This window comes from Gemmatimonadaceae bacterium (assembly GCA_036003045.1).
Classification (GTDB): domain Bacteria; phylum Gemmatimonadota; class Gemmatimonadetes; order Gemmatimonadales; family Gemmatimonadaceae; genus JAQBQB01.
Genome location: DASYSS010000036.1, coordinates 42,363 through 67,105 on the forward strand (window position 1 = coordinate 42,363; position 24,743 = coordinate 67,105).

Genomic DNA, 24,743 nt, shown 5'->3' on the forward strand with positions numbered 1-24,743 from the left:
ACGATGCAAGTCAGTGCGAAGGTCGAGCCGCGTCCCGGCGATCCCGCCATCACTCCGGCGCTCGTCGCCGAACACGGACTCACGCCGGACGAGTATCGCCGACTCGTCGACATGCTGGGGCGCGAGCCGACCTTCACTGAGCTGGGCATCGTCAGCGCGTTGTGGAGCGAGCACTGCTCGTACAAGCACTCGCGTCCACTGCTCAAGACGCTCCCGACGCGCGCGTCGTTCGTGTTGCAGGGGCCCGGTGAAAACGCCGGCGTCATCAGCATCGGCGACGGGCTCGCCGTCGCCTTCAAGATCGAGTCGCACAACCATCCGTCGGCCGTCGAGCCCTATCAGGGCGCCGCGACCGGGGTCGGCGGCATTCTGCGCGACGTCTTCACCATGGGCGCGCGCCCGATCGCCATGCTCAACTCGCTCCGATTCGGGTCGCTCGACTCGGCGCGCGTGCGCTACCTCTTCGCCGGTGTCGTCAAGGGAATCGGTGACTACGGCAACTGCGTCGGCATCCCGACCGTCGCCGGTGAGGTCTCGTTCGACCCCGCCTACGAAGGCAATCCGCTCGTCAACGCGATGTGCGTCGGCTTGATGCACGAGGACGAGCTGATTCGCGCCGTGGCGCAGGGCGTCGGGAATCCGATCATCGCGGTCGGCGCGCGCACGGGACGCGACGGCATCCATGGCGCGTCGTTCGCCTCCGAAGACCTCTCGGCGCAGAGCGACGCCAAGCGGCCGCGCGTGCAGGTCGGCGATCCCTTCACCGAGAAGCTGCTGCTCGAGGCGAGCCTCGAGCTGATTCGCAGCGGAGCGATCGTCGCCATCCAGGACATGGGCGCCGCGGGTCTCACGTCGTCGTCGGCCGAGATGGCCGCGCGCGGCGACGTCGGCGTCACCATCGACACGACGCAGGTGCCCGTGCGCGAGACGGGGATGACTCCGTACGAGATCCTGCTCAGCGAGTCGCAGGAGCGCATGCTCGTCGTCGCCAAGCGCGGACGCGAAGCCGAGGTCTCGGCGATCCTCGAGAAGTGGGATCTCACGGCAGCCGTCATCGGCGAGGTGATCGCCGAACCGGTGTACCGCGTGATGGAAGGCGAGCACGTCGTGGCCGAGTTCCCAGGCACTCGTCTCGTCACCGACTGTCCCACGTACACGCCGGACGCGCAGGAAAGCGAGACGGTCCGCGAAGCACGCGAGCGCGACGTTTCCACGATCGCCGAGCGGCCGGAAGAGCGCGATCCGCTCTGGACGCTCGAGCGGATGCTCTCGTCGCCGAACATCGCGTCCAAGACCTGGGTGTTCCGGCAATACGACACGACCGTTCGCACGAACACCGTCGTCGGTCCCGGCGGCGACGCCGCCGTCGTGCGCGTGCGCGGCACCGACCGCGCGCTTGCCCTCAAGACGGATTGTAACGGGCGGTACGTGTACCTCGACCCGCGCGTCGGCGCGCGCATCGCCGTGTGTGAGGCCGCGCGCAACGTCGCGTGCACTGGCGCGCGGCCGAAGGCCATCACCAACAACCTGAATTTCGGCAATCCGCGGCGGCCCGAGGTCTACTATCAGCTCCGCGAAGCCGTCGCCGGCATGGCCGAGGCCTGCGACGCCTTGGAGACGCCGGTCACCGGTGGGAACGTCTCGCTGTACAACGAGAATCCGAGCGGCGCCGTCTTCCCCACTCCGGTCATCGGCATGGTCGGCCTCATCGAATCGCTGGCGCACGTGACCCGCGCGCCGTTCCGCGAGGAGGGCGACGCGATCGTGCTGCTGGGTTCACCCACGGACCACATCGGCGGCAGCGAGTATCTGTCGCGAATCCACGGCGTCGTGGCGGGGTCGCCTCCGTCGTGCAACGTGGACGACGAGCGTGAACTGATCGGCGCCCTGCTCGAGTCGATCGAGCGCGGCGTGATCCGGTCGGCCCACGACTGTAGTGACGGCGGTCTGGCTGTCGCCATCGTCGAGTGCTGCATCATGGATCGCGCGGACCAGCGGGGCGCGACGGTCGATTTGAGCGGCTGGCCCACCGTCCCCGATCGAGCGGTCCTCTACGGCGAGGCACAGGCCCGCGCGGTCGTGAGCACGACCTCGCCCGATGTCGTGCTCGCCATTGCCGCGGACCGGGGAATCCCCGCCCGGGTGATCGGGACAGTAGGCTCGAAGGGCTCGCCGGTGCAGATTTCAATGAAGGCGACGCGTATCGTCGCGCCGCTCGCGCGGCTCGACGCCGCTTATCACGAAACGATTCCCCGGATCATGGCCCAGTCGGCTCTTGCCGCGCAGTAACACGCGGCGGGTGACACCGACCGTCGTGATCGTAGCCCGGACCTGAATACATGTGCGGCATTTTCGGAGTCCACGGCCATCCCGACGCGGCGCACCTCGCGCAGCTCGGCCTGTACTCCCTCCAACATCGCGGTCAGGAGTCGGTCGGCGTCGTGTCGATCGACGACGCCGGCCAGGCGCGCGCCGTGCGGCGCATGGGCACGCTCTCGGACGCGCTCTCGCAAGAGTTGGCGAAGATTCCCGGGACGTCCGCCGTCGGACACACTCGCTACAGTACCGCCGGCTCGTCGACCATCGACAACGCGCAACCGGTCGTCGCGCGGTCCAAGGGCGGCTTCATCACGCTTGCCCACAACGGCAATCTGATCAACGCCGCCGAGCTGCGGCACGAGCTCGAGGACAAGGGTTCGATCTTCGCGTCGACAAATGACTCCGAGGTCATCGTCCACGAGCTCGCGCGCTCGACCGCTCCGACGCCGGCGCTTCGTCTCGCCGACGCGCTCAAGCAAGTCGACGGCGCGTACAGCCTGATCGTCGCCATGGGCGACACGCTGCTCGCGGCGCGCGACCCGCGCGGCTGGCGCCCGCTCGCCATGGGCCGTTTGGGCGACGCGATCGTCTTCGCGTCGGAGACCTGCGCGCTCGACATCGTCGGCGCGACGTACGAGCGCGACGTCGAACCGGGTGAGATCGTGTCGGTCAACGGCAACGGCGTGCAGTCGTCACGGCCGCTGCCCAAGGCCGAATCGCGGCGCTGCGTCTTCGAGTACGTCTACTTCGCGCGCCCCGACAGCCGCGTCTACGGCGGATCGGTCGATCGCGCGCGCCGCGCGTTGGGCAAGCGCCTCGCCAAAGAGCATCCCGCGCCCACGGCGGATCTGGTTTTTAGCGTGCCCGATTCGTCCAACTCCGCGGCGCTTGGCTTCTCGGAAGAAAGCGGAATTCCGTACGAGCTCGCGCTCATCAGAAATCACTACGTCGGACGCACGTTCATCCAGCCGACGCAGGCGGGGCGCGACGCGAAGGTGAAGGTCAAGTACAACGCGGTGCGCGAGATCATCGAAGGCAAGCGCGTGGTCATGGTCGACGATTCGATCGTCCGTGGCACGACGACACGCGGCCTCGTCGCCCTCGTCCGCGCGGCCGGCGCGCGCGAGGTGCACATGCGCGTGAGCTCGGCGCCCGTCACCGGGCCTTGCTACTACGGCATCGACACGCCGTCGCGCGACGAACTGATCGCGGCGAACCACACGGTCGATGAGATCGCGGGCCATCTTGGCGTCGACAGCCTCGGTTATCTCTCGCTCGATGGCATGTTGGAATCAGTGCCCTCCGGTCCAGATGGTTTCTGCCACGCGTGCTTCTCGGGCGACTATCCCACGGCTCCGCCGGCGGATCCCGACAAGCTGCGGTTCGGCTGCGGCTGCTAGTGGCGACCGCGGCGGCGGCACAATCCGTCTACTTCTTCGGCGACGGGCACGCCGAGGGCACGAAGGACATGAAGAGTGTCCTCGGCGGAAAAGGCGCCGGCCTCGCCGAGATGACGAACCTCGGCGTTCCGGTGCCACCGGGATTCACGATCGCCTGCGCGGCGTGCGTCGAATATCTGCGCACGCAGCGCCCGCCTGAGGGACTGCGCGAGGAAGTCGGCAACGCGTTGGAACGATTGGAGCGCGCGACCGGGAAGGCATTCGGCGATACGCGAAATCCGTTGCTCGTCTCGGTGCGGTCAGGTGCTCCGGTCTCGATGCCGGGAATGATGGAGACGATCCTCAACCTCGGCCTCAACGACGACACGGTCGGCGGGCTCGCGGGCGCGAGTGGAAACGAGCGCTTCGCGTACGACTCCTATCGCCGGTTCATTCAGATGTACGGCGACGTCGTGCTCGGCGTCCCGTCGACGCAGTTCGAGCACTTGCTCACGACCAAGCGAATGACGGCCGGAGTCGAAAACGATTCGGATCTCACGGCCGAGGCGCTCAAAGCGCTCGTCGCCGATTACCGCGCGCTCGTCAAAAACCGCACGGGCCAAGAGTTCCCTGGCGACCCGGCTGAGCAGCTGTGGGGTGCCATTGAGGCAGTGTGGAAATCGTGGACCCTTAAGAAGGCTGCGGACTATAGAAAGGTGCACCGCATCGCCGACGATCTCGGCACTGCGGTGAGCGTGGTTGCGATGGTCTTCGGGAACCTGGGCGACGATTCGGGGACCGGAGTGGCGTTCACGCGAAATCCATCGACTGGGGAAAAGAAGTTCTACGGTGAATTCTTGGTGAACGCGCAGGGCGAGGACGTCGTCGCGGGCATTCGCACTCCGCTCGCGATCGACCAGATGCAAAAACGCTTGCCGGAAGCCTACGAGGATCTGCTCGAGACGCAGCAGCGCCTCGAGGGACACTTCCGCGACATGCAGGATCTCGAATTCACCGTCGAGCGCAAACGCCTGTATCTGCTGCAGACGCGAACCGGAAAGCGCACAGCGACCGCCGCGGTTCGCATCGCGATCGACATGGTGGACGAAGGCTCGATCGACCCGTCGACCGCGGTGCGACGCGTGATTCCCGACCAGCTCGACCAGTTGCTGCACCCCGTGATCGCGTCCGACGTGCGCGCGCAGCCTCTTTGCACAGGGCTCCCCGCGAGCCCCGGCGCCGAGAGCGGCATCGCCGTTTTCGATCCGGACGTCGCCGAACAACAGGCGGCCGCCGGCAAACGCGTGATTCTCGTGCGCGAAGAAACGACGCCCGAAGATTTTCACGGCATCGTCGCCGCGCGCGCCGTCATCACGGCGCGCGGCGGCATGACGAGCCACGCGGCAGTCGTCGCGCGCGGCATGGGAAAATGCGCCGTCGTCGGCTGTCGCGACATCGACGTCGACGTGATTCACCGGCGGTTCACCGCCGGTGATCAAACGATTGCCGAAGGCGACTGGGTCACCGTGGACGGCGCATCGGGCCGCATCTACGCCGGCGACCTGCCGACGACGCCGAGCGAGGTCGTGCAGGTCATTCGCGGCACGCGCGACCGCCGGTCCGCGCCGACCTATCAGTCGTTCGCGCGATTGCTCGGCTGGGCCGACGACGTCCGTCGGCTGCGCGTCCGCGCCAACGCCGACACGCCGCAGGACGCGCGCATCGCGCGCGGGTTCGGCGCGGAAGGAATCGGGCTCTGTCGCACGGAGCACATGTTCTTCGAGGGCGACCGCATCGGCGCGATGCGCGAGATGATCGTGGCGCGCGACGAAGCCGGACGACGTCGCGCGCTCGCCAAGTTGCTCCCGATGCAGCGCTCGGACTTCGAGGGAATCTTCGAGGCGATGAGCGGGCTGCCGGTGACGATCCGTCTGCTCGATCCGCCGTTGCACGAGTTCCTGCCGCACGGCGGCGAAGAGAGCAAACTGCTCGCGCGCACGTTGGGTATTCCGCGAGAGGAGTTGCAACGGATCGTCGAGTCGCTGCGCGAGACGAATCCGATGCTGGGGCATCGCGGATGCAGGCTGGGAATCACGTTCCCAGAGATCACCGACATGCAGGGCCGCGCGATCTTCGAGGCCGCGGTGCGCGCCAAGCGGCGCGGCTTCGACGTGCGTCCCGAGATCATGGTGCCGCTCGTCGCGACGGTTGCTGAATTCGAGAATCAGCGTGCGATCCTCGAAAACGCCGCGCAAAGAATTCTTGGTGCGATGGGTGAAGAGATTCCCTACACCATCGGGACGATGATAGAGTTGCCCCGTGCCGCCCTCACCGCGGATGAGATCGCGGCGAAGGCTGACTTCTTTTCGTTTGGTACCAATGATTTAACTCAAACCACATTCGGTTTGAGCCGAGACGATGCCGGGCGGTTCCTACCCAATTACGTAGATCGTGGTATACTTCCCGACGACCCGTTCCAGGTCCTTGACCGGAACGGGGTTGGCAAACTGATTGGATTTGCCGTACAGGCCGGTCGAACGGTGCGTCCGCAGCTCAAAGTTGGGATCTGCGGCGAGCACGGAGGCGAACCGCGCTCCGTGGCTTTTTGCCACTCGATCGGACTCGACTACGTCTCGTGTTCCCCCTTCCGAGTCCCAATCGCACGACTTGCCGCTGCTCATGCCGCTCTTGAATCCGGCTCTTCGTTCCAGGCGCTTTCGTCGTAATCATCCGGCGTTGCCGAATCTACCGCTCCTCGAGTCCACCCACGACGAGCGGCCGCTTCGCATTGCCCTGGTCACGGAGTACTACTATCCGCACCTCGGCGGCGTTTGCGAGCACGTTCACTTCTTCGCCCGCGAAGCCCGCCGGCGTGGACACCACGTCGACGTCATCACCTCGAACATCCCCGACGCCCAGCCGCAGCCGCACGTCATTCGGCTTGGCCGGAGCCAGCCGGTCTACGCCAACGGTTCACAGGCGCGGATCACACTCGGCTGGAATCTCCGCCGCGACATGCGCCGCGTGCTTCGACAGGGACAGTACGACATCGTGCACGTGCACTCGCCGCTCACGCCCGTCCTCCCGATCCTCGCGATCGAGGAGGCGGATTGTCCGGTCGTCGGCACGTTCCACACGTATTTCGACCGGTCGTTCGGCTACACGGTTGGCCGGCGCTTCTTCCAGAAGCGGCTCGACATGCTCAGCGCCGCCATCGCCGTCTCCCACAGCACGACCGTCGCGCTCGACCGCTATTTCGAGGCGGACTGGCGGATCATCCCGAACGGCATCGATACGGACGTTTTCCATCCGAGTGCTCCTCCACCTCCGGGAATCACGAACAACGTTCCGACGATTCTTTTCCTGGGCCGCTTCGACCCGCGCAACGGACTGACGACGCTGATCGAGTCGTTCCGTCGTGTGAAGGCGAAGGGCAACCGAGGGCGCCAGGCGCGGCTCGTCGTCGTCGGCGACGGACCGCTTCGCGAGCACTACTACAAGCAGGCCAATGGTGACCGCGACATTCGCTTCGTCGGCGCCGTGCTCGAGGGCCGACCGAGCTATTACGCGCACAGCTCCGTGTACGCGTGCCCGACGACGAAGGCATCCTTCGGCATCACGCTGCTGGAATCGATGGCCTGCCAGACGCCGGTGGTCTGCTCCGACATTCTCGGCTTCCGGGACGTCGTGGTCGACGGCCGGGAGGCGCTGATGGTTCCGTGCGGCGACCGCGATGCGCTCGCGGACGCGTTGGTTCGAGTGCTCGATGACGAGGGCCTTGCCATCCAACTCGGCACCACCGGTCGGGAGAATTCACTCGAATACTCGTGGGCCCGTGTCACGGCTCGGGTACTCGACGTGTATCAAACGGTTCTCGGAAGGGTCGCCGTCGCGGTATGATGCTCGGCCTGGGCGCGGCTGCCGTCGTGATCGGCGGGGCTGCGCACGGCGCCTTCCATCGCAACAGCTTCGTCTTCGGTCCCACCATCCGCCATCTCGCGACGCGTGACCGTGTCGTCGCCCTCACGTTCGACGACGGGCCAAACCCCGCCGCCACGCCGCTCGTGCTCGACGCGCTCGCCGAGCGCGGGGTCAAGGCGACCTTCTTCATCCTCGGCCGGCACGCCGAACGCTGGCCCGAGCTGGTCGCCCGCGCTGCCGCCGAAGGACACGCGTTAGGCAACCACGGCTATTACCATCGGAAACTTCACCTCAGGTCGCCCGCGTACGTACGGCGTGACCTCGAGCTTGGCACGGACGCAATGATGAAAGCCGGCGCTCCAAGGCCGCGCTTCTTTCGCGCGCCGCACGGCTTTCGCAGCCCTTGGGTGACCTATATCGCCCGCACGCTCGGCCAGCGCACGGTCGGCTGGTCGTTGGGCGTGTGGGATTCGGATCGTCCCGGCGCCGACGAGATCGCACGCCGCACGGTCGAGGGCGCGTCGCCCGGCGCGATCCTGCTGTTGCACGATGGTGACGGGTACGATCCCGACGGAGACCGCCTGCAGACGGCACACGCCGTGCCCCTCTTGGTGGATCGCCTCCTCGATCGGGGTTACCGATTCAGCCTCCTCGACGCCGCATGAACAAGGCCGTCTCGCGATCGCTTCGCGCACTGCTTTCCGTCGCGATCATCGCGGGTCTGGTTCTGTTCGCGCGCAAGGTGAATTGGACCACGACGTGGGAGCACATCACCCGGGCGAATCTCACCATCCTGCTCGCGGCCGCGGCGGTGAATCTGCTGTCGCTCGCGCTCAAGGGTGTGCGATGGTGGATTTTCCTGCGCCCCGCCGGTGTTCCGTCGCTTTGGCTCGCCATTAGGGCGACGTTCGCCGGCGCGGGGCTCAACAACATCCTCGTCGCCAACGGCGGCGAAGCGGCGCGCGTCGTGTTCGTCGCGCGCGCGGCGCACGTGCAGAGCGCCAAGATTCTCGCGTCGCTGGCGCTCGAACGAATGTTCGAGCTGATCGGCTACATCGTCATGTTCGTGTTGGCGGTTTCGTTCCTCGAGCTGCCGGACCGCTTGTCCAAGGCTCGGCCGGTCGCTTGGATCGCCCTCGCCCTGGTCGTCGGCCTCATGATCTACCTGATCCGGCGTCCGCACCTCGACGAGATCAAGTTCTCCGAAACGAAAGCGGACGGATGGCGCGGCCGCGTCGCCGAATTCTTCAGGCACTTCGGCTCGACGATCGGCGGTATCTCGACCGGTCCGCGCTTTCTCGTCGCGATGGCGCTCTCGGTGGCCATCTGGGCGATGCAGGTCTGGACGTACGCCCTTACCGCGCGCGCGGCCGACTTCAATTTGTCGCTCGTCGGAACGGTGTCGGCGCTGCTCGCCGTCAATACCGGCTTCGCGATCCGCGCGACTCCTGGAAACGTGGGCGTGTTTCAGGCGCTCTACGCGCTCACGGCCACGGCATTCGGTATGGACAGCAACGAGGCGATTGCCGTCGCGTTCCTCATCCAGACCCAACAGATCATTCCGGTCACATTGCTCGGCGTCGCGCTCGCTCCCGAGTTCATCTTCAAGAAGCGCAAGACGCGCGCGGCGGATTCCGGTCTCGAGCTGCACTCACGCGCCGAGGAGTTGTCGGAGCCGGCCCCGGTCACCGCGCGCTCGGGCAGTCCCCGCGGATGACGCACGCGGCGCAGCGCGGCGCGGTCGTCTTGCAGGCGGTTTGGCCGTGCGTTCGGAGTAGCTGGTTCGCTTCGATCAGCGCGTCGAAGTCGGAGCCCAATTCTGGAACCGCCGCGGCGGTCGCCGCGCGATACGTCGTCGTGTAGGATTTCGCGACGGTGCCGTATCCCAGCCGGTTGAGCACGCGCAGCGCGTTCGAGTCGAGTCCCATGACGGGGTGAGAACGCGTGAACAGCAGAATCTTCTCCGCCCCGGGCTCGCCGATTCCGTAGATCCGCATTAACTGCTTCTTCGCGTCCGGCAGCGCGCGGCGGCAGACTTGGTCGAGCGAGCCGTCGAAGTCGCCTACGACCAGCTCCGCGGCCTTCACGAGATTCTCCGCGCGCTCCGGTGCACCGATGCCGCCTGTCGCCAGCACGTCGATCAATTCGGCGCGTCGCGCCGCGAGAATCTTCTTCGGCGTGAGCCCGATCTTGTTTCGCAGGAGCGCGAACGCGTTGGCGCGCTTCTCGTCCGTCGCGAGGTAGGCGACCTTCTCCCACGCGATCAACTCGAACGCGGTCTTCGCCGGCGCCGGCGTCGGAGGACCGTACTTCGAGCGCAGCCTCGCGACGAGCTTCGCTAGCCGCGAGCGCACGTCAGGGTCCGACGCCCGGTTCTTCGCCGACGGCGTGCGGCGATCAGAAGCACGATCGCCAACGCCACGGGCGCCGCGTAGCTGCCGCCCCGCTCGACGATTTCCCAAAAAGGCGCGCCGGCCGCGAGGAAGAGCGATTCGATCGCGAGCTTCCACGAGGCGACGAAGAGCGCGAGCGGTACCGAGGGCCAACGCGCCAGCACTAGCGCGAGCGCGATCTCACTGCCGCCGACAATCGGCGTCATTTGCGCCGCGACGTCGTCCGGAAAGATCGACGCGTAGTTCGCGACGAGACCCGGCTTTCCCTCGAGGCCGAGCGCGCCGTGGCCGACGAGCAAGAGGACGACGACGGCGACGAGCACGATCTCGAGCTGTCGCAGGAGCCGGTCGGTCAGCGGACGTAGTGTGATCGGCGCGAAGACACCGCCGACGCCTCGCCACGGGGCCGCGAGAAGAATCATCGCGAGTGGCACGCCATAGTTGCCGGCGCGCTCGAACGCCTCCCATCCGGGTTCGCCGGCGAGAGGCCGCAACAGCGCCGTCCACACCGCCCACAGGGTCATCCAGTAGACGACGGCGGGCCGCGGCGAGAGCAGTACGAAACAGCCCATCGTGATGTCGATCGCGCCGATGACGGGCATCAGCGAATACGCGGTTGTGGGGCCGATGTGAGCGACGGCGAAGTACGGAAGCCATGCCTGCTTCGCCATGATCCCGAACGCCCCGTGACCCACGAAGCACAGACAAGCGCCGACCCGCAGCGTCCACGGCAGCGCCTCGAGGGGGCCCCGCAAAGTCCGTGATACAACGGCCGTTGCGCGTTCGGATGCGAGCGGTGTGCGCGACGCGTACATTGCTATCGGAGGTCTACCGAGGGTGGCCTCGCAATTATACCACTGAGAGCGGGACCCCCGCGACCGCGTTCGGCAACCCAGGTCGCGCGTCCCCCGTTTGATGCCACGCCCCGTCGTTCCACATGACTGACCGAAAAGCCAGAATCTTCGCGGTGGCGGCCCTCCTGACCGCTCCCCTCGCGTGCCGTCCGTCGCCCGATGCGGACCCTCGAATGATTTCGGAGTGGGAGCGCGCGCTATATGGCGTCGTCCGCGCCGAGCGTCTCTCTCCGCCCGTCGCGTCGCGCGTGTTCGCGTACGCGTCTGCGGGACTGTACTCGGGGCTCGTCGCGACAAAACCGGCCGCGACGCCACTCGTCGGAACGCTCAACGGACTCGATTCCCTGCCGCGAGCCACCGCGGGCATGACCTACGACCCCACGCTGATCGCCGTCGCGGCCGAGCACACCGTTCTGGATTCGCTGTTCACCGAGGGATTGCCGACGACTCGTGCCACGTTGAGCCGGCTCGCCGATTCGCTGGCGCGGGCTCGGAAGGCGCTCGGCGTCGGCAGCGACGTCGCGAAGCAGTCGACGGATCTTGGCCAGCGCATCGGCCTTGCGATCGTGTCCTGGTCGCATGGCGATGGATTCGACAGCACGCGGGGAAAAACGTACGTGGCGCCGGTTGGACCCGGGCTCTGGGTGAACGACGATCCCGCGACTGTCTTCGCGACGCAGAGCCTTTCCGGCGCGAGCCAAGCCGTGACGCCGAGCAACCCGGCGAACGCGCTCAAGGCGGGCACAGTCGACGATCGCTCTCTCATTCTCGACCGACCGAAGCGTCCGGGGCGAAAGACGCTCCCGGCGGCGAACATGGCAGGGGTGACCGAGCCCTACTGGGGCTACAATCGACCATTCGCGTTGCATTCATGGAACGACTGCCCCGCGCCAATGCCGCCGGCGTTTTCGTTGAAGCCGGGAACGCCGCTGTACGACGAAGCGCGAAGTGTCTACGAGACGTCCAAGGCGTTGACGCCGTCGCAGCGTGAAACCGCACTGTATTGGGCCGACAACGGCGGCGAGACCGGAACGCCGGCCGGACACTGGCTGTCGATCGCGAGCCAGATGGTGACCGAGCGGCACCTGAGCGCCGAACAGGCGGCGTGGGTCATGGTGGCGACGAGCGTCGCGCTGAACGACGCGTTCATTTCCGCGTGGGGCTACAAGTTCAGACTCAACCTGATCCGCCCGCGCACGTTCATCCGCGAGACGATGGACTCGACATGGGAACCGGCGATTCCGACTCCGCCCTTCCCCGAATACCTATCCGGCCATTCGACGATCTCAGCCGCCGCGGCCGGCGCGATGACGGATGTGCTCGGCCCGCAGCCGTTCGAGGACAGCACCAGCATTCCGCTCGGGCACGCCGTGCGGAAGTTCGGATCGTTCCGCGAGGCGGCGATCGAGGCGGGCATGTCGCGCATTTACGGCGGCATCCATTTTCCTTCGGGCAATGTCGAGGGACGCAAGCTTGGCGATTGCATCGCCTCGAAGGTGCAGACGCGAATGAAGCTGAAGCCGGTCTCGTAGAACCTTTCGCGCCGCGGCCCGAAGTCTGCCCTTTGTCGATGGCAGAGGTGCGCGCGGGCGAGTCGTGATGTCGCCCCGCGCAAGGATGGGCGAATGCGAGACGGTGGCAAAAGGCCCGACGTCGACCAAGGGTCCGCGGGCGTCACGAAAGGGCGGCGCGTGCACGTACGCGCTCCGAGCCGGGGCGAATACGAAGACGCCACGGCCGGTCCCCAGCCGCCAGGCAAACCCCCAGCCTCGCCCCCATCACCCGCTCCAGAGTCACCTCCCTCCCCTCCCTCCCCAACCCGATCGAGGAAGTCGAATGCCAACGACGTAACACGGAAACGTTGATTGTGCACGAAGGAGGCAGTTGTGAAGTCCAGATTGATTCTTGTCGCGGGTGTCGTCGCCGCTTCGGCGTGCGCCCGATCATATGCCGAGCTTTCACCGGCCGCGGGATCCACCCCGGCGTCGCCGGGACCCGGTGAAGGCGCCGTCGCGTCGGTGGCGAACGTCAGCGTGACCGCGCGAACCCAGGCTTGGCACTTCGACCCACCCGATCTCGAGACGAAAGCGACGCCCGTCCTGCTCGAGTTCAACAACAACAGCGACCGCGCGATCGTGGTCCGGTACGACCACATCGTGCTGACCGATGCCGCCGGGCACCGATTGGACGTCATCCCACCCTACAACGTCGAGGGCAAGGTGAGCGTCCCCGTGACCGTTCAGCAGCCGTACTATTTCGGCGGGTACACGTACGCGCCGTACGTGGGCCGCTTTTCGCCGACCTACATGCGGTACAACTACATCAATGGAACCGGTGGATTCGCGTACGACCCGCAGTACTATCAGCCATACGTCACCGTGTACACGGACATCGCGCTTCCAACGCCGGAGATGCTGCAGCGGGCGCTGCCCGAAGGCGCCATCGAGTCAGGTGGTGCGGCCGGCGGATTCGTGTACTTCAAGAAGATTGGACGGGGCGAGCAGGTGTTGACGCTTCACGTCGCCATCATCGATCAGGCGTCAAACGATGTCCTGGGAATCGCGACGATTCCCTTCGTCGCGCACTGAAACGATCGGCGCTGATTCCGCTCTCCTCTACCCTCGCTCGCCGCTGCGGCCTTCGCCCCGTGCCGTGGCGGCGAGCATGATACCGGTCACCGACCTCCACACGAAGTTGAATCCGCGCCTCGCCGCCGACTCCGGCGCGGCGATCGCACGCTCGCAATCCGCGAGCGCGAGAGACATTTCCGCCGCGTTGTAACGATTCACCGGGTCGGGTGCCATCGCGCGGGACACGCAGCGCTCGACGCACGCCGGGAGATCACGCCGAGCCGCACGCAGCCGTCGAAGCGCGCGGGCCCCATGTTGTGAGAGAGTCTCCGTGCTCAAGGCGCCGACTGGCGCCTCGCCGGCGACCATCTCATAGAGGACGCACCCCAAGCTGTAGATGTCGCTTCGCCCGTCGATCGTCGCCGCGCCCGCGGCTTGTTCCGGACTCATGTACTCCGGTGTCCCGACGACAACGCCGGTCGACGTGATGCTCGGCGCCGTTCGCTCCACCGGCCGGGCGACGCCGAAGTCGCCGAGCAGGGCCTGCCCGCTCGAGAAAAGAATGTTCGAGGGCTTGATGTCGCGATGGATCAGTCCGGCCCCGTGCGCGTGCTCGAGCGCGGCCGCGACGTCCGACGCGATCCGCAACGCCTCCGCCACCGGCAGCTGCGGCTGCTGATCGAGCCGCGAGCTCAACGTGCCGCCCTCGTAGTACGGCATGATGAAGTACAAGGATTCTTCCGCCTCGCCGGAGTCGTGGAGCGGCACGATGTGCGGATGACGCAGCGCGGCGGTCGTCCGAATTTCGGCCAAGAATCGCGCGGCCCCGACGCGCGCCCGCGCCGATGGACGCAGCACTTTCACCGCGACCGGCCGGTCGTGCGCCGTGTCGTGGGCGAGGAACACGATCGCCATGCCGCCCCGCCCGATCTCGCGCTCCACGCGATACCGGCCGGCGAGCGTCGCCGGAAATCGTGAGACGGTTTCGTCGTCGTCGAGGAGAAACGAGAAGCGATCGATCGCGCCCGCGTCGAGCAGCGTGTCGCCTTCCTCGCACTCGGCGACGAGCTGACGCAGCTGCTCGGCCATCGCCGGGTCGCCGTGACTTGCATCCGCGATGAACCGCGCGCGGCGTTCCGGGGGCGTCTCGAGCGCCGCGTCGAGCAGCGGCCCGAAGACGCGCCACTCGTCCGGCGACATCGGACCGGAACCGTTCCCTCCACCCGGGCGATCGGTCACGGCTGCGTCAGGCGGAGAGCTCGCGGCGAAGAAGCATCCGCGCGCGCGCCCAATCGCGCTGTACCGTTCGCACGGTTACGCCGAGCACCTCCGCGATCTCGTCCTCCGAGAGTCCGCCGAAAAAGCGCAGCTCCACCACGCGGGCCAGCCGCGCATCGACGACCGCCACTCGCTCCAGCGCGTCGTTGATGTCGAGCAGAGTTTGGGGGTCGTCGGCGCCGGCGATCGCGTCCGCGTCGAGAGTGACGGCCGCATTTCCCCCGCCGCGTTTTCGGGCCGAACGCGCCCGCGCCCGGTCGATGAGAATGTGGCGCATCGCGACGGCCGCTATGGCGAGAAAGTGCGCCCGGTCTTTGGGACCGGCATTCGACTGGTCGACGAGCTTGAGATACGCCTCGTTGACGAGCGCGGTCGTGCCGAGCGTTCCGCTCCTCACGCCGACGCGGCGGCCGCGCGCCAAATGACGCCGCGCGATCCGGCGTAACTCGTCGTACGTCAGGGCCACGAGGCTGTCGAGCGACGCTGGCTGGGGGTTTCGAAGGGCGGCCAGCGCGTCAGTCTTAGTGGGGGGCGTCATCGCCGCCAAACATGCCCTACCGTAGGCCGGCTGGGCAATGGCGCTTCGCGCCAAGACTCGGGCGCGATTTCGATCCCGAAATTGGTATTGCGGAAGCGCGTCCAAGTGGTTTGCTGGCCGTCGACGAGGGACCATGACGCGAAGAGGCCGCTAAGTCGGCATGGGGTGTGCCGAACGGTGCACTAGTGGCCTCCAGACTAGATCTCGAATCTCCCGACCGACTCGTGAAGCCGCTCGGCGAGCTGATCCAACGCCCGTCGGACCCCGCCTGGATGCTGGTCGAAGAGGGGGTCCCTGGTCCGCGCGAGCAAGAGATCGAGTCGATCCTCGCCATCGGCAACGGCTGCCTCGGTTCCCGGGCGTCGCTCGCCGAAGATGGACCCCTGTCGAGACCTGCGACCTTCGCGGCCGGCGTCTTCACCCACGATGTCGCGCCGGGAATCCCGACGATCACGCGGCTGCCCGACTGGTCGCATCTGGAGATCCTCATCGACGGCGAGCCAATGAAGTTCGACGTCGGTCGAATGTTGGAGCATCGGCGCGTGCTCGACTGGGAGCGCGGAATTCAATGGCGCGAGTGGAGGCAAGAGGACGCCGATGGTGGTGTAACGCGCGTCGTCTTTCTGCGCCTCGCATCCCTGGCGGAGCGACACCTGTTGGTTCAGTCGGTGCGCGTGACCGCCGAGAATCGCGGGCGAGCGATCGACATCGTCGCGCGGCTCCCACGATCCACCGCTCGCGTCGAATTCGACACCGCATTTCAAACGCATCCGGATCCCCACGCCCACGAGTTGTCGGAGAGCGGCGACGAGGCCAAGTGGTCCTGGACCGTCGCGGCGGGAGAATCCGCGCGGCTGGATCGCGTGGTATCGGTCCGCACTACCCGCGAAAGCGCTGAGTCACGATCGCGCGCTCCGCTTCCGGCGGCCATTGTGCAGCGCGGCACGCTCGAATCCCACATAGAAGAGCACGTCGACACGTGGCGCTCGCGCTGGAACGCCGCGGACATTCGCATCGACGGGGACGAATCCGCTCAGCGCGCCCTCCGCTTCGCCATGTACCATCTCCTCTCAGCCGCGAATCCGGACGACGACTATGTGTCGATCGGCGCGCGAGGGCTTACCGGTTTGGCATATCGCGGCCACGCCTTCTGGGACACCGAGATCTACATGCTGCCGTTCTACGTCTTCGTCGATCCGGCGTCGGCTCGCGCGCTGCTCATGTATCGCTACCACACGTTGGACGCCGCGCGCCGGAAGGCCGCGGGATACGGCTTCAAAGGAGCGCTCTACGCCTGGGAATCCGCCGACACCGGCGACGAGACCACTCCGAGCACGGTGCTCGGCCCCAACGAAACGGTGATCAAGATTCTCACGGGCGAGTTGGAACACCACATCAGCGCCGACGTGGCGTACGCGATTTGGCAATACTGGCGCGCGACCGCCGACGACGACTTCATGGCGGAAGCCGGCGCCGAGATCCTCATCGAGACCGCGCGGTTCTGGGAGAGCCGAGCCCGATTCGAGTCCGACGGCGCCGCCCATATTCGCCATGTGATTGGACCGGACGAGTATCACGAGCCCGTCGACGACAACGCGTACACGAATGGAATGGCGCGATGGAATCTCCATCGCGCCGCGGAGATCGTCGCTACGCTGCGGCAGACGCGCCCGGACGACTGGTCGCGACTGCGAGATCATCTCTCGTTCGAGGACAAGGAAGTCGACGACTGGTGGAAGACGGCAGAGGCGCTCGTCACCGGTTTCCGAGCCGAGTCCAAACTATTCGAGCAATTCGCGGGCTTCTTCCGGCTCGACGAGGTCGACGTCGCGGCCTATCGGCAATCAGGCGAGGCGATCGACGTGGCGCTCGGCCACGACCGGATGCAACGCGTGCAGGCGGTCAAGCAACCCGACGTCGTCGCTCTGTGTGCGCTGCTGTGGGACGAATTTCGTTTGTCGATTCACAAGGCGAACTTCGACTACTACGAGCCGCGCACGGCGCACGGCAGCTCGCTCAGCCCGTCACTTTCCGCGTTGGTGGCCGCCCGTCTGGGGCGCGTCACGGAGGCGCTCGAGTTGTTTCGCCTCGGCGCCAACATCGATCTCGCGGTCGAGAACGGCCGTGCCGAAGCCGGCGTGCACATGGGCGCGCTCGGTGGGCTCTGGCAGGCGGCGATTCTCGGCGTAGCCGGCGTGCGTCTCCGCGACGACGGTATCGCGGTCGACCCTCATCTGCTGCCTGGTTGGTCCGCGATGGAGTTCCCGCTCCGTTGGCGCGGACGCCGACTCGCGGTTCGCATCACCGCGGAGCCGCTGGAGGTGGAGATCGCCGTATTCGAAGGCGGCGAGCTTGCGGTCTCCGTCGTGGACGGTCCGGCGGGACGCGTTCGCCAGGGCAAACGCGTTCGCACGCGACGAGAGAGCGCCGGCTGGACGACCTGGCGTGAGGAAGCTGCGTGACCAGCGACAAGAATGCTTCAAACGCAAACAAGATCGACCTCGGCGCGTTTCGAGCGTTTCTGTTCGATCTGGACGGCGTCGTCACGAAGACGGCGAAGGTGCACGCGGCGGCGTGGAAGCGGCTGTTCGACGACTACTTGTCGACACGCGCCAAGAAGACCGGAGAGCCCTTCAAGCCGTTCGACTCGGTCACGGACTATCAGCGGTACGTCGACGGCAAGCCGCGCGCGGAGGGCGCCGAGAGCTTCTTGGGCGCGCGCGGGATCGATCTGCCGATCGGGACACCGGACGACGGCCCCGACGAGGAAACGGTCAACGGGCTCGCGAATCGCAAGGATCGCTACTTCAACGACGCGCTCGAGCACCAGGGCGTCGAGGTCTTCGACGGCACCGTGCGATTCATTCGGGAGGCGCGGTCGCGTGGACTCCGCACGGCCATCGTTTCCTCATCACGGAACTGCAAGGCCGTCGTCGCAAAGGCCGGACTCACTGCGCTATTCGATGCGCGCGTCGACGGCATGGACGCTCTTGAAATGCCCCTGCAGGGAAAGCCCCGGCCGGACACTTACCTCGAGGCCGCAAAGCGTGTCCACGCCGCGGCCGATCAAGCGGCGATCTTCGAGGACGCGGTCGCCGGCGTCGAAGCCGGGCACGCGGGTCATTTTCGGCTGGTGGTTGGCATCGGCGATGGCGCACACGCCGCGGACCTTCGGGCGCACGGCGCGAATCTGGTCGTCGCCGACCTCGGCACGGTGCGACTGGTCGACGGACGTGGCCACGACACGCCGAGCCCGGAACGCACGGGCGGCCGCGTGCCGTGAACGTTCAGCACATCACTGCTTCCCCGCGACGGCGGGGCCGGCCATCGTGGCCGCCGGCAGGACCACGAGTTGTCCCGACATCATCGGCAGGTGCGACTGAACGGCGCACACGATCGGAAAGATCCCAGCATGTCGCGCGACGTAAGTCGTGTCGAAGGACTTCTGCGGTGGAAGAGGCACGACGAAATCCGGCAGGACGAACGAGTGGTCGTCGTCCTCGGGGTTGACGAACGTGAAGTGAATGGTATCGCCCTCCACCACCGTCATGGTCGACGGTGAAAAGGCGTACACCTCCTTGCCCTCGAGCACGCCGCTCTTCCCAAAATCCTGCTTCAGGAACGGAAGCACGTTCTGCTGTTCTTTCACGAGAAGCGGAACCGTGGTGACGGTGATGTGACGCGTCTGAGCGACGTATGGACGGGTGAGGTCGGCTGCTGGCGTCGCACGGCTTGTACACGCGACGAGCGGTACAGCGACCGAGAGGAACAGGCGTCGGAGTCGTGGCAACATGATGGTTGCTCGTCGTACGGGGAGAGAGGCCACGCCAGCTCAGTGAGGCGCGCTCGCAGTTCGGCGGCCGACCGTTCTTGGTCTCGCATCCCTGAACCATGGCAGGGTCGGGCCGGACGGTCCAGTAAAATTTTGGATCACTATTACGAATCGCTGAATCACCGCCGGCCGTCATGATTCGATGGCTCGCCGGGGAAACGCTCGGCTCAGGCCAACGGCGCGCGTGTCCCGAGCGCATTGCGCGCTTCGCGGTAGGCCACGGCGAGATCCGAGGAGAGCACGTCATCGCATTTGTTCGCGGCGATCGTGGACGCGCGCTCGATCGCTTGCACCAGACGGACGGCCATGACTACGCCACATGTCACGCTGCTTTCGCTGGCACTGGCCCCGCGGTCGTTGACCCCAATGCGAAGTCCACTGACGCCTGCGCGACGGGCCTCGCCGATGATGGCAATGGGGTCGATCGCCGCGAGCGCGTGCTTGGGAATTACAAAACTCACGATCTCCTGCGGCGGAGTGTGTTCGCGTACCGGATCGACGTCTCGGGCTGCGGGACGGACACGAATCCGCCGCGCTTTCGGCACCCTTCGCACGTTCTCGTTTGACATGCCGTTCGACGAGGCAAGGAGCGCGCCGCGCTTCCGGCCGTCAATGCGAATGGTCGCCGTCTTCAAGTCGCTCGCACAGTGCCCGGCGATGCCGCCGACTGTGCGCTCGTAAGCCTGCGGACAGCTGTCCTGCACCGGTGGGACACCTGTCCTGAAATACCGCGCCCAATGTTCCGCCCCGTGGCGCGGCACGCGCGGCCTTTTCGAGGGTATTTCATGATGTGGAATTCAAAGGATTGGGGGGAAGTATGAAATACATACGGGTACTCTCGGGAACAGCGGCGCTCCTGCTCGTGGCGTCGGTAGCACAGGCGCAGCGCGGTCGAGACGATCGACGCGGCCAGCCGGATCAGCACCAACAACAGCACCAGGATCAGCACGTACAAACGCCGCCGCAGAATCAGCAACGTCCGAGCGGCAACTGGCGCGGTGGGGAATCGGAGCAACGAGGGGTGGATCGGACTCGCGATGATCAGTCGCGTGCAGACCAGGCTCGTGCAGACCAGGCTCGTGCGGAGCAGGCTCGCGCGGACCAGGCTCGGGCCGCTGCGGAGCAGAATCAGCGTCGAGCCGCCCAACAGAACGACCAGTGGCGCGACCGGCAGCAGAATCAGGCTCGGCAGCGAGACCAACTTGAGCGCGCACAACGGGCCCAGCAGCAAGCGGAGCTCGAGCGAGAGCGGCAGGCACAGTTGAACCGCGCCTACGACCGCGATCGTGACGCTCGGCTGGGATACGCGTACCGCTACAACATCCGCGGCGTGTACCGTGAGACGAGCCAGTACGGAGCAGACGTTCTACGGCAAGCGGTCAACCAGGGGTATGAACAGGGCTATCGGGCCGGTTCAATCGACCGCGACGATGGCGCACCGGCGAATTTTCAGCGCGCTCTCGATTTCGAGACCGACGGCTTTGGGTACACCGGAGCCTACGTGCCGCAAAGCGACTACAGCTACTACTTCAGCGAGGGGTTCCAGCGCGGGTACGACGATGGATACTGGAATCGCTCGCAGTACGGAACGTTCTTGAACGGAAAGGCCGCGATTCTCGGCGCGATCGCGTTGGGAATTATCGGACTGACCGCGATCCACTAACCATGGCTCCTGGACGGCGAAGGCCCGGGCAGACGCCCGGGCCTTCGTCATTCCGTGCTTCGCTCGTGGCGCGGCAGCGTGATGCGGAACGTCGTGCCACGGTCCTCGGACGATCGTACGTCGATGCTCCCGCCATGGGCGTCGACGACTCTGTCGACGATGTACAGCCCAAGACCCAGATGGCCTCTGTCGGCGCGGTCGTCGGCGGTGCTCTTCATCGGCTGGAAGAGGCCGCCAATCTGGTCGGCCGGAATCACGGTGCCTTCGTTCGTAACGGCGATCATCACATTCTCCTCGTCGCCGGACACGCTCACTCGGATTGGCTTCCCCTGCGATCCGTGCTCGATCGCGTTACTCAGAAGGTTCGTGAAGGCCTGTTCGAGCCGCGTTCGGTCCCATTCACCGACGAGCACCCCGCTGGTCTCAACATCGATTCGCGCCGTTGGAGAAGTTGCGCCGACTTCATTCCCCACGTCGCGAACGAGCGCGCCGAGATCCGTGCGATCGCGCCGAAGGGGGATCGCCTGCCCTAGCCCGGTGAGCGCCACATCGAGCAGGTCGTCGATGAGTTGCGTCATGCGATGTCCACTGTGCTCCACAATGGTGATCAAGTCGCGTTGCGCCTGCGTTAGATGGTCCTCGTCGAGAAGAAACCGACTCGACGCGAGAACCGCGGTGAGCGGCGTCCGCAAGTCGTGGCCAAGTACGGCGAGCAACCGATCGCGCGCGCGCTCGACCTCCCGTGTGTGCTGCGCGAGGGACTCGGCGATCGCCTGATCGATCGCCTCGTCGAAACGCCTCATGTCCTCGAGCTCGGAAGGTCCGGCCTGCTTTTGCTGCTCCATCCAGAGGCCGATGACGCTCGCTCGCAGAGCACGAAACTCCGCCACCGTGGCCTCGACGCCTACACCGCCCAGCGCTCGGCCGAGTCCGTGCTGGGATGCCGGAGTCAGCGTATCCGCGCGCGCGGCGTCCAGATGTCCCCGCGATTTCAGATCGCGCTGCTCATCGGTCTCCGACGTTTCGAGGTCGGCGGCGATGACGTTGAGCATCGACTGCGCGTGACCGCGCGCGGCGGCGGCATCGATCCGTTCCGCGGCCGGTAGTTCCTTGATGAAGGCCTCCCACGCGCCCAGGATGGCTTGCCTCTGCTCTGTGATGAACCGCGAGAGTTGCGGCATAGGACTGTGATTGTTGTCAGTGGTCATTCGCTGCGGGCGATCCCGCGTTAACCGTGCCGAGGCGATACGGCTTCGGCGTTTTGTTTTGGTGACGCATGGCACCGTTAGTGCTTGACCTCGGTCCGCCGGAAGCACTGGCTTCCGGATGCGCGCAACCATCGAGGAGGAACCGTGGCGGACCACGAGAAGGACCGAATCGACCAGACCGACCCCGATAGCGACGGCGAAAAGGAACAGACTCCGGGGAGCTCCGGGGGGTTCAAGAAACAGGGTGGCGGAATGAGCGGCGCGCCCGGAGGTTTATCGAGCGGCGGCATTGGCGACTCGTCGGCCGGCTCGGAAGAGCAAAACCCGTCCGTCGGCTCAGGCGGAGCAACGCAGAAGCCCGGATCGGGTGACCCTGGAACTGGGACCGGCAGCCGATAGCCGTTCTTTTTAGTTTTTGGTTTAGTCGTTCCCCGGGCGCGTCCGTCGTCTGGTCCGTTGGGGGGGGGCGGGAAGCCGCTGGTGATTCGCGCATCCGCGGCTTCGACGCCTTTTTCGGAACTCTGTTTTTCCTCGGTCAGTTCTCGCCAAGGCGCACTAACTACATAATGAAGTCACGGCACACAGCGAGCGACCTCCGTCGTGAACGGATGCGCGCATCGCCGCGGTTCGACGGGCGAGTGTTTCAGAACACATTTCCCGTGTCACCAGGATTGAAACCCGGCGTCGAGCGCCCGACGGTGCGGGACTTTCTTCGACCGAGCGAGGACCGCGTGCCATCGACGCCGTTGCCGTTGGTGGACCCGCTTCCGTTCTGGAACAGGCCGCCGACGTCCGGATTTCGCGTCACGTGGCTCGGACATTCGACGCTGTTCGTCGAGATCGACGGCGTACGCATTCTCACCGACCCGGTGTGGGGCAATCGGGTTTCTCCCGTCGCATTTGCGGGACCGAAGCGCTTTCACCCACCACCGGCTCGCCTCGACGCGCTCCCGCCGCTCGACGCGATCATCATCTCGCACGACCACTACGACCATCTCGATCGCCCGACCGTCCTGTCGCTCGTGAAGACGCGCGCGACCACGCCGTTCATCACGTCGCTCGGTGTGGGAGAACGCCTCGAGCGCTGGGGCATTCCGCCAACGGGAATCACGGAGCTCGATTGGTGGGAACAGGCTGAGATCAACGGCGTGAAAATCACCGCCGCGCCGGCGCAGCATTTCTCGGGGCGAGGAATCAAGGACCGCAACGCGACGCTCTGGTCGTCCTTCCACTTTCGCGGGCCGAAACACTCGTTCTACTTCGGCGCCGACACCGGACTCACGAGAGAATACGAAGAGATCGCGCGCCGCCTGGGGCCCTTCGACTTGGTCGCGATCGAGATTGGCGCGTATCACCCGGCGTGGGGCGACATCCATCTCGGGCCGGCGAATGCGCTCACTGCCTATCGCATGCTCGGCAGCGGCGCGTTCTTGCCAATCCACTGGGGGACGTTCAACCTCGCGATTCATCCGTGGAGTGAGCCCGCCGAAACGCTCGTCACACTCGGCACGCCGGCGCGTGTGCCGTTGCTCATGCCGAAACTCGGCGCCCCGGTCGAGCCGTCGCGCTCGATCGAGATCGATCCGTGGTGGCGAAGCATCACGAGCGCGACACCGAAACCAATCGCCGATCGCCGCGCTCGGAAAAGAGCCGCTGACGCCGGGCGCGTCGTGGACTGAGCCCTTGGCCTAAGTCGTTCCGATGGGGACCCCGCTCGCGGCCTTCTCGATGAAAGCGGCGACGACGTCCGGTTTCGACACGAAGATCGAGTGGCTCGCTTGTTCCTCGACGACCGAGGCGCCCGCACGCTTGGCCATCATCCGCTGCGCGTCCGGCGGGATCATCCTGTCTTCGGCGGTCACCAAGAACCAGCTCGGTGTCGATCTCCACGCGGCGGTCTTGTTCTTCCCCTCGACCGCGTCCGTCCCCCACGGCACCTGAGACGCGGCCATGAACGCCGCTTTGTCCGGGTCGACGTCGGCCGCGAACGACGCCTGGAACTTGGTCTTGTCGAGAAAGAGGAAACCGTCGACCGGCGGCAGAATCGGCGGCACCGGCGCGCCGGGCGGCGGGTCCTTGGTCATTGTGCCCACCGATTCACCTTCGCTCGGAGCGAACGCCGCGATGTACACGAGCCCGACGACGCTCGGTTCGTTCCCTGCCTCAGTGATCACCGCGCCGCCGTACGAGTGGCCGACCAAGAGCACTGCACCGTCTTGTTGAGCAATGACGAGCTTGGTGGCCGCGACGTCGTCGTCGAACGACGCCGTTGAATTCTGAACGATGCTGACGTTATAACCGTCGCGCCTGAGGATCTTGTAAACGCCCTCCCAGCCTGAGCCATCGACGAAGGCGCCGTGCACGAGCACGACGTTCGGGATGTCGCTTGCGTCCATTGAAGTCTCCCGGTAGCGGACGAGCGACTGGCCGCGGCAAGAGCAATGCCGGGCAATGGGAGGCGGAGCAGACGATTAGGGGCGCGCTCCAGGCGGGCGCTTGGAGGTCGGTGGTCCGCAGCGCTGGAAGCACATGCCTCGATGTGAGCGCTAACGACTGTCGTTCTCGTGGTCCGGTCGCCGCTGTTCGTTGCCAATCGGCTCGGCGTTGCCGTCGGCCTGCGAGGCCTGTCGCGGCTCGTGTTGCTCGCGGTCGTGACGCGCAAGATCGTCCTGCGAGTCGAAGTGGGCGCCGCAAACGATGCAATCGAATTCGTGCGTGTGCTCCATGGTGGCCCTCGTGGCTTGGGTGGCGCTCACCGAGCGGAGCAGCAAATGTGCCGTAATGCCCG

General features: G+C 66.0%; 21 protein-coding genes. 12 read left to right on the forward strand and 9 right to left on the reverse strand.

Annotation, left to right across the window (positions count from 1 at the left end; genetic code table 11):
- The first annotated feature begins 3 nt into the window (after window positions 1-3).
- Genes purL through VGQ44_08690 form a run of 6 tightly spaced genes read left to right on the forward strand, consistent with a single transcriptional unit; the run spans window position 4 to window position 9,336 of the window.
- Window positions 4-2,289 carry a phosphoribosylformylglycinamidine synthase subunit PurL gene (gene purL, locus VGQ44_08665; protein HEV8446880.1) on the forward strand — a complete coding sequence of 762 codons (2,286 nt, stop codon included), beginning with the start codon at window positions 4-6 and terminating at the stop codon, window positions 2,287-2,289.
- 50 nt (window positions 2,290-2,339) lie between these two features.
- Window positions 2,340-3,719 (forward strand): amidophosphoribosyltransferase, encoded by a 1,380-nt coding sequence (gene purF, locus VGQ44_08670; GenBank protein ID HEV8446881.1) that lies wholly within the window; start codon window positions 2,340-2,342, stop codon window positions 3,717-3,719.
- Window positions 3,719-6,424 (forward strand): pyruvate, phosphate dikinase, encoded by a 2,706-nt coding sequence (ppdK, locus tag VGQ44_08675; protein HEV8446882.1) that lies wholly within the window; start codon window positions 3,719-3,721, stop codon window positions 6,422-6,424. Before purF ends, ppdK begins: the two co-directional genes overlap by 1 nt.
- Before the next feature lie 10 nt (window positions 6,425-6,434).
- Entirely contained in the window at window positions 6,435-7,598 is a 1,164-nt protein-coding gene (locus tag VGQ44_08680; protein ID HEV8446883.1) for a glycosyltransferase family 4 protein, read from the forward strand.
- Entirely contained in the window at window positions 7,595-8,284 is a 690-nt protein-coding gene (locus VGQ44_08685) for a polysaccharide deacetylase family protein (GenBank protein ID HEV8446884.1), read from the forward strand. The genes VGQ44_08680 and VGQ44_08685 overlap by 4 nt, the downstream gene beginning before the upstream one ends.
- Window positions 8,281-9,336, forward strand: coding sequence for a lysylphosphatidylglycerol synthase transmembrane domain-containing protein (locus VGQ44_08690; protein ID HEV8446885.1), 1,056 nt, complete (start codon window positions 8,281-8,283; stop codon window positions 9,334-9,336). The genes VGQ44_08685 and VGQ44_08690 overlap by 4 nt, the downstream gene beginning before the upstream one ends.
- Here the strand turns inward: VGQ44_08690 and VGQ44_08695 are convergent.
- Together VGQ44_08695 and VGQ44_08700 are read right to left on the reverse strand one after the other, a co-directional pair.
- Entirely contained in the window at window positions 9,305-9,973 is a 669-nt protein-coding gene (locus VGQ44_08695; GenBank protein ID HEV8446886.1) for a hypothetical protein, read from the reverse strand. The two genes, VGQ44_08690 and VGQ44_08695, sit on opposite strands and share 32 nt — an antisense overlap.
- Complete coding sequence (locus VGQ44_08700; protein ID HEV8446887.1) at window positions 9,958-10,683, reverse strand: hypothetical protein; 726 nt, start codon at window positions 10,681-10,683, stop codon at window positions 9,958-9,960. The genes VGQ44_08695 and VGQ44_08700 overlap by 16 nt, the downstream gene beginning before the upstream one ends.
- 356 nt (window positions 10,684-11,039) lie before the next feature.
- Here VGQ44_08700 and VGQ44_08705 point away from each other — a divergent pair, with 356 nt between their 5' ends.
- Together VGQ44_08705 and VGQ44_08710 are read left to right on the forward strand one after the other, a co-directional pair.
- Window positions 11,040-12,398, forward strand: a complete 1,359-nt coding sequence (locus tag VGQ44_08705) for a vanadium-dependent haloperoxidase (protein ID HEV8446888.1) — start codon at window positions 11,040-11,042, stop codon at window positions 12,396-12,398.
- A gap of 354 nt (window positions 12,399-12,752) precedes the next feature.
- Window positions 12,753-13,454, forward strand: coding sequence for a hypothetical protein (locus tag VGQ44_08710; protein ID HEV8446889.1), 702 nt, complete (start codon window positions 12,753-12,755; stop codon window positions 13,452-13,454).
- A gap of 27 nt (window positions 13,455-13,481) precedes the next feature.
- Here the strand turns inward: VGQ44_08710 and VGQ44_08715 are convergent, their stop codons facing one another.
- Window positions 13,482-14,675 (reverse strand): serine/threonine-protein kinase, encoded by a 1,194-nt coding sequence (locus VGQ44_08715; protein ID HEV8446890.1) that lies wholly within the window; start codon window positions 14,673-14,675, stop codon window positions 13,482-13,484.
- A gap of 7 nt (window positions 14,676-14,682) precedes the next feature.
- A complete protein-coding gene (locus tag VGQ44_08720; protein HEV8446891.1) occupies window positions 14,683-15,252 on the reverse strand; it encodes an ECF-type sigma factor in 570 nt (189 codons plus the stop codon).
- A gap of 185 nt (window positions 15,253-15,437) precedes the next feature.
- Here VGQ44_08720 and VGQ44_08725 point away from each other — a divergent pair, with 185 nt between their 5' ends.
- Window positions 15,438-17,714, forward strand: coding sequence for a glycosyl hydrolase family 65 protein (locus tag VGQ44_08725; GenBank protein HEV8446892.1), 2,277 nt, complete (start codon window positions 15,438-15,440; stop codon window positions 17,712-17,714).
- Window positions 17,711-18,535: a beta-phosphoglucomutase family hydrolase gene (locus tag VGQ44_08730; protein ID HEV8446893.1), complete on the forward strand. Its 825-nt coding sequence runs from the start codon at window positions 17,711-17,713 to the stop codon at window positions 18,533-18,535. The genes VGQ44_08725 and VGQ44_08730 overlap by 4 nt, the downstream gene beginning before the upstream one ends.
- A gap of 12 nt (window positions 18,536-18,547) precedes the next feature.
- Here the strand turns inward: VGQ44_08730 and VGQ44_08735 are convergent, their stop codons facing one another.
- The gene (locus VGQ44_08735; GenBank protein HEV8446894.1) at window positions 18,548-19,045 is read right to left on the reverse strand and encodes a cupredoxin domain-containing protein; all 498 of its coding nucleotides are present in this window, start codon (window positions 19,043-19,045) and stop codon (window positions 18,548-18,550) included.
- A gap of 206 nt (window positions 19,046-19,251) precedes the next feature.
- Window positions 19,252-19,392, reverse strand: a complete 141-nt coding sequence (locus VGQ44_08740) for a hypothetical protein (GenBank protein HEV8446895.1) — start codon at window positions 19,390-19,392, stop codon at window positions 19,252-19,254.
- 509 nt (window positions 19,393-19,901) lie between these two features.
- Between VGQ44_08740 and VGQ44_08745 the strand changes: the two genes are divergently transcribed.
- On the forward strand, window positions 19,902-20,747 hold the full coding sequence (locus tag VGQ44_08745) for a hypothetical protein (protein ID HEV8446896.1): 846 nt from the start codon (window positions 19,902-19,904) through the stop codon (window positions 20,745-20,747).
- Between the two features lie 47 nt (window positions 20,748-20,794).
- Here the strand turns inward: VGQ44_08745 and VGQ44_08750 are convergent, their stop codons facing one another.
- Window positions 20,795-21,928 carry a HAMP domain-containing sensor histidine kinase gene (locus VGQ44_08750; protein ID HEV8446897.1) on the reverse strand — a complete coding sequence of 378 codons (1,134 nt, stop codon included), beginning with the start codon at window positions 21,926-21,928 and terminating at the stop codon, window positions 20,795-20,797.
- Between the two features lie 758 nt (window positions 21,929-22,686).
- Here VGQ44_08750 and VGQ44_08755 point away from each other — a divergent pair.
- A complete protein-coding gene (locus VGQ44_08755; protein ID HEV8446898.1) occupies window positions 22,687-23,634 on the forward strand; it encodes an MBL fold metallo-hydrolase in 948 nt (315 codons plus the stop codon).
- Window positions 23,635-23,643: 9 nt separating this feature from the next.
- Here the strand turns inward: VGQ44_08755 and VGQ44_08760 are convergent, their stop codons facing one another.
- Window positions 23,644-24,351 carry an alpha/beta hydrolase gene (locus VGQ44_08760; protein HEV8446899.1) on the reverse strand — a complete coding sequence of 236 codons (708 nt, stop codon included), beginning with the start codon at window positions 24,349-24,351 and terminating at the stop codon, window positions 23,644-23,646.
- A gap of 150 nt (window positions 24,352-24,501) precedes the next feature.
- Complete coding sequence (locus tag VGQ44_08765; protein ID HEV8446900.1) at window positions 24,502-24,681, reverse strand: hypothetical protein; 180 nt, start codon at window positions 24,679-24,681, stop codon at window positions 24,502-24,504.
- Window positions 24,682-24,743 lie beyond the last annotated feature (62 nt).

Excerpts from the sequence above, each read along its gene's own strand:
- VGQ44_08705 (HEV8446888.1), top strand. The coding sequence starts at position 11,040 with ATGATTTCGGAGTGGGAGCGCGCGCTATATGGCGTCGTCCGCGCCGAG.
- VGQ44_08700 (HEV8446887.1), bottom strand. The coding sequence starts at position 10,683 with ATGGCGAAGCAGGCATGGCTTCCGTACTTCGCCGTCGCTCACATCGGC.
- VGQ44_08735 (HEV8446894.1), bottom strand. The coding sequence starts at position 19,045 with ATGTTGCCACGACTCCGACGCCTGTTCCTCTCGGTCGCTGTACCGCTC.
- purL (HEV8446880.1), top strand. The coding sequence starts at position 4 with ATGCAAGTCAGTGCGAAGGTCGAGCCGCGTCCCGGCGATCCCGCCATC.
- VGQ44_08765 (HEV8446900.1), bottom strand. The coding sequence starts at position 24,681 with ATGGAGCACACGCACGAATTCGATTGCATCGTTTGCGGCGCCCACTTC.
- VGQ44_08740 (HEV8446895.1), bottom strand. The coding sequence starts at position 19,392 with ATGGCCGTCCGTCTGGTGCAAGCGATCGAGCGCGCGTCCACGATCGCC.
- VGQ44_08690 (HEV8446885.1), top strand. The coding sequence starts at position 8,281 with ATGAACAAGGCCGTCTCGCGATCGCTTCGCGCACTGCTTTCCGTCGCG.
- VGQ44_08720 (HEV8446891.1), bottom strand. The coding sequence starts at position 15,252 with ATGACGCCCCCCACTAAGACTGACGCGCTGGCCGCCCTTCGAAACCCC.
- VGQ44_08750 (HEV8446897.1), bottom strand. The coding sequence starts at position 21,928 with ATGCCGCAACTCTCGCGGTTCATCACAGAGCAGAGGCAAGCCATCCTG.
- VGQ44_08685 (HEV8446884.1), top strand. The coding sequence starts at position 7,595 with ATGATGCTCGGCCTGGGCGCGGCTGCCGTCGTGATCGGCGGGGCTGCG.
- VGQ44_08745 (HEV8446896.1), top strand. The coding sequence starts at position 19,902 with ATGAAATACATACGGGTACTCTCGGGAACAGCGGCGCTCCTGCTCGTG.
- VGQ44_08760 (HEV8446899.1), bottom strand. The coding sequence starts at position 24,351 with ATGGACGCAAGCGACATCCCGAACGTCGTGCTCGTGCACGGCGCCTTC.
- purF (HEV8446881.1), top strand. The coding sequence starts at position 2,340 with ATGTGCGGCATTTTCGGAGTCCACGGCCATCCCGACGCGGCGCACCTC.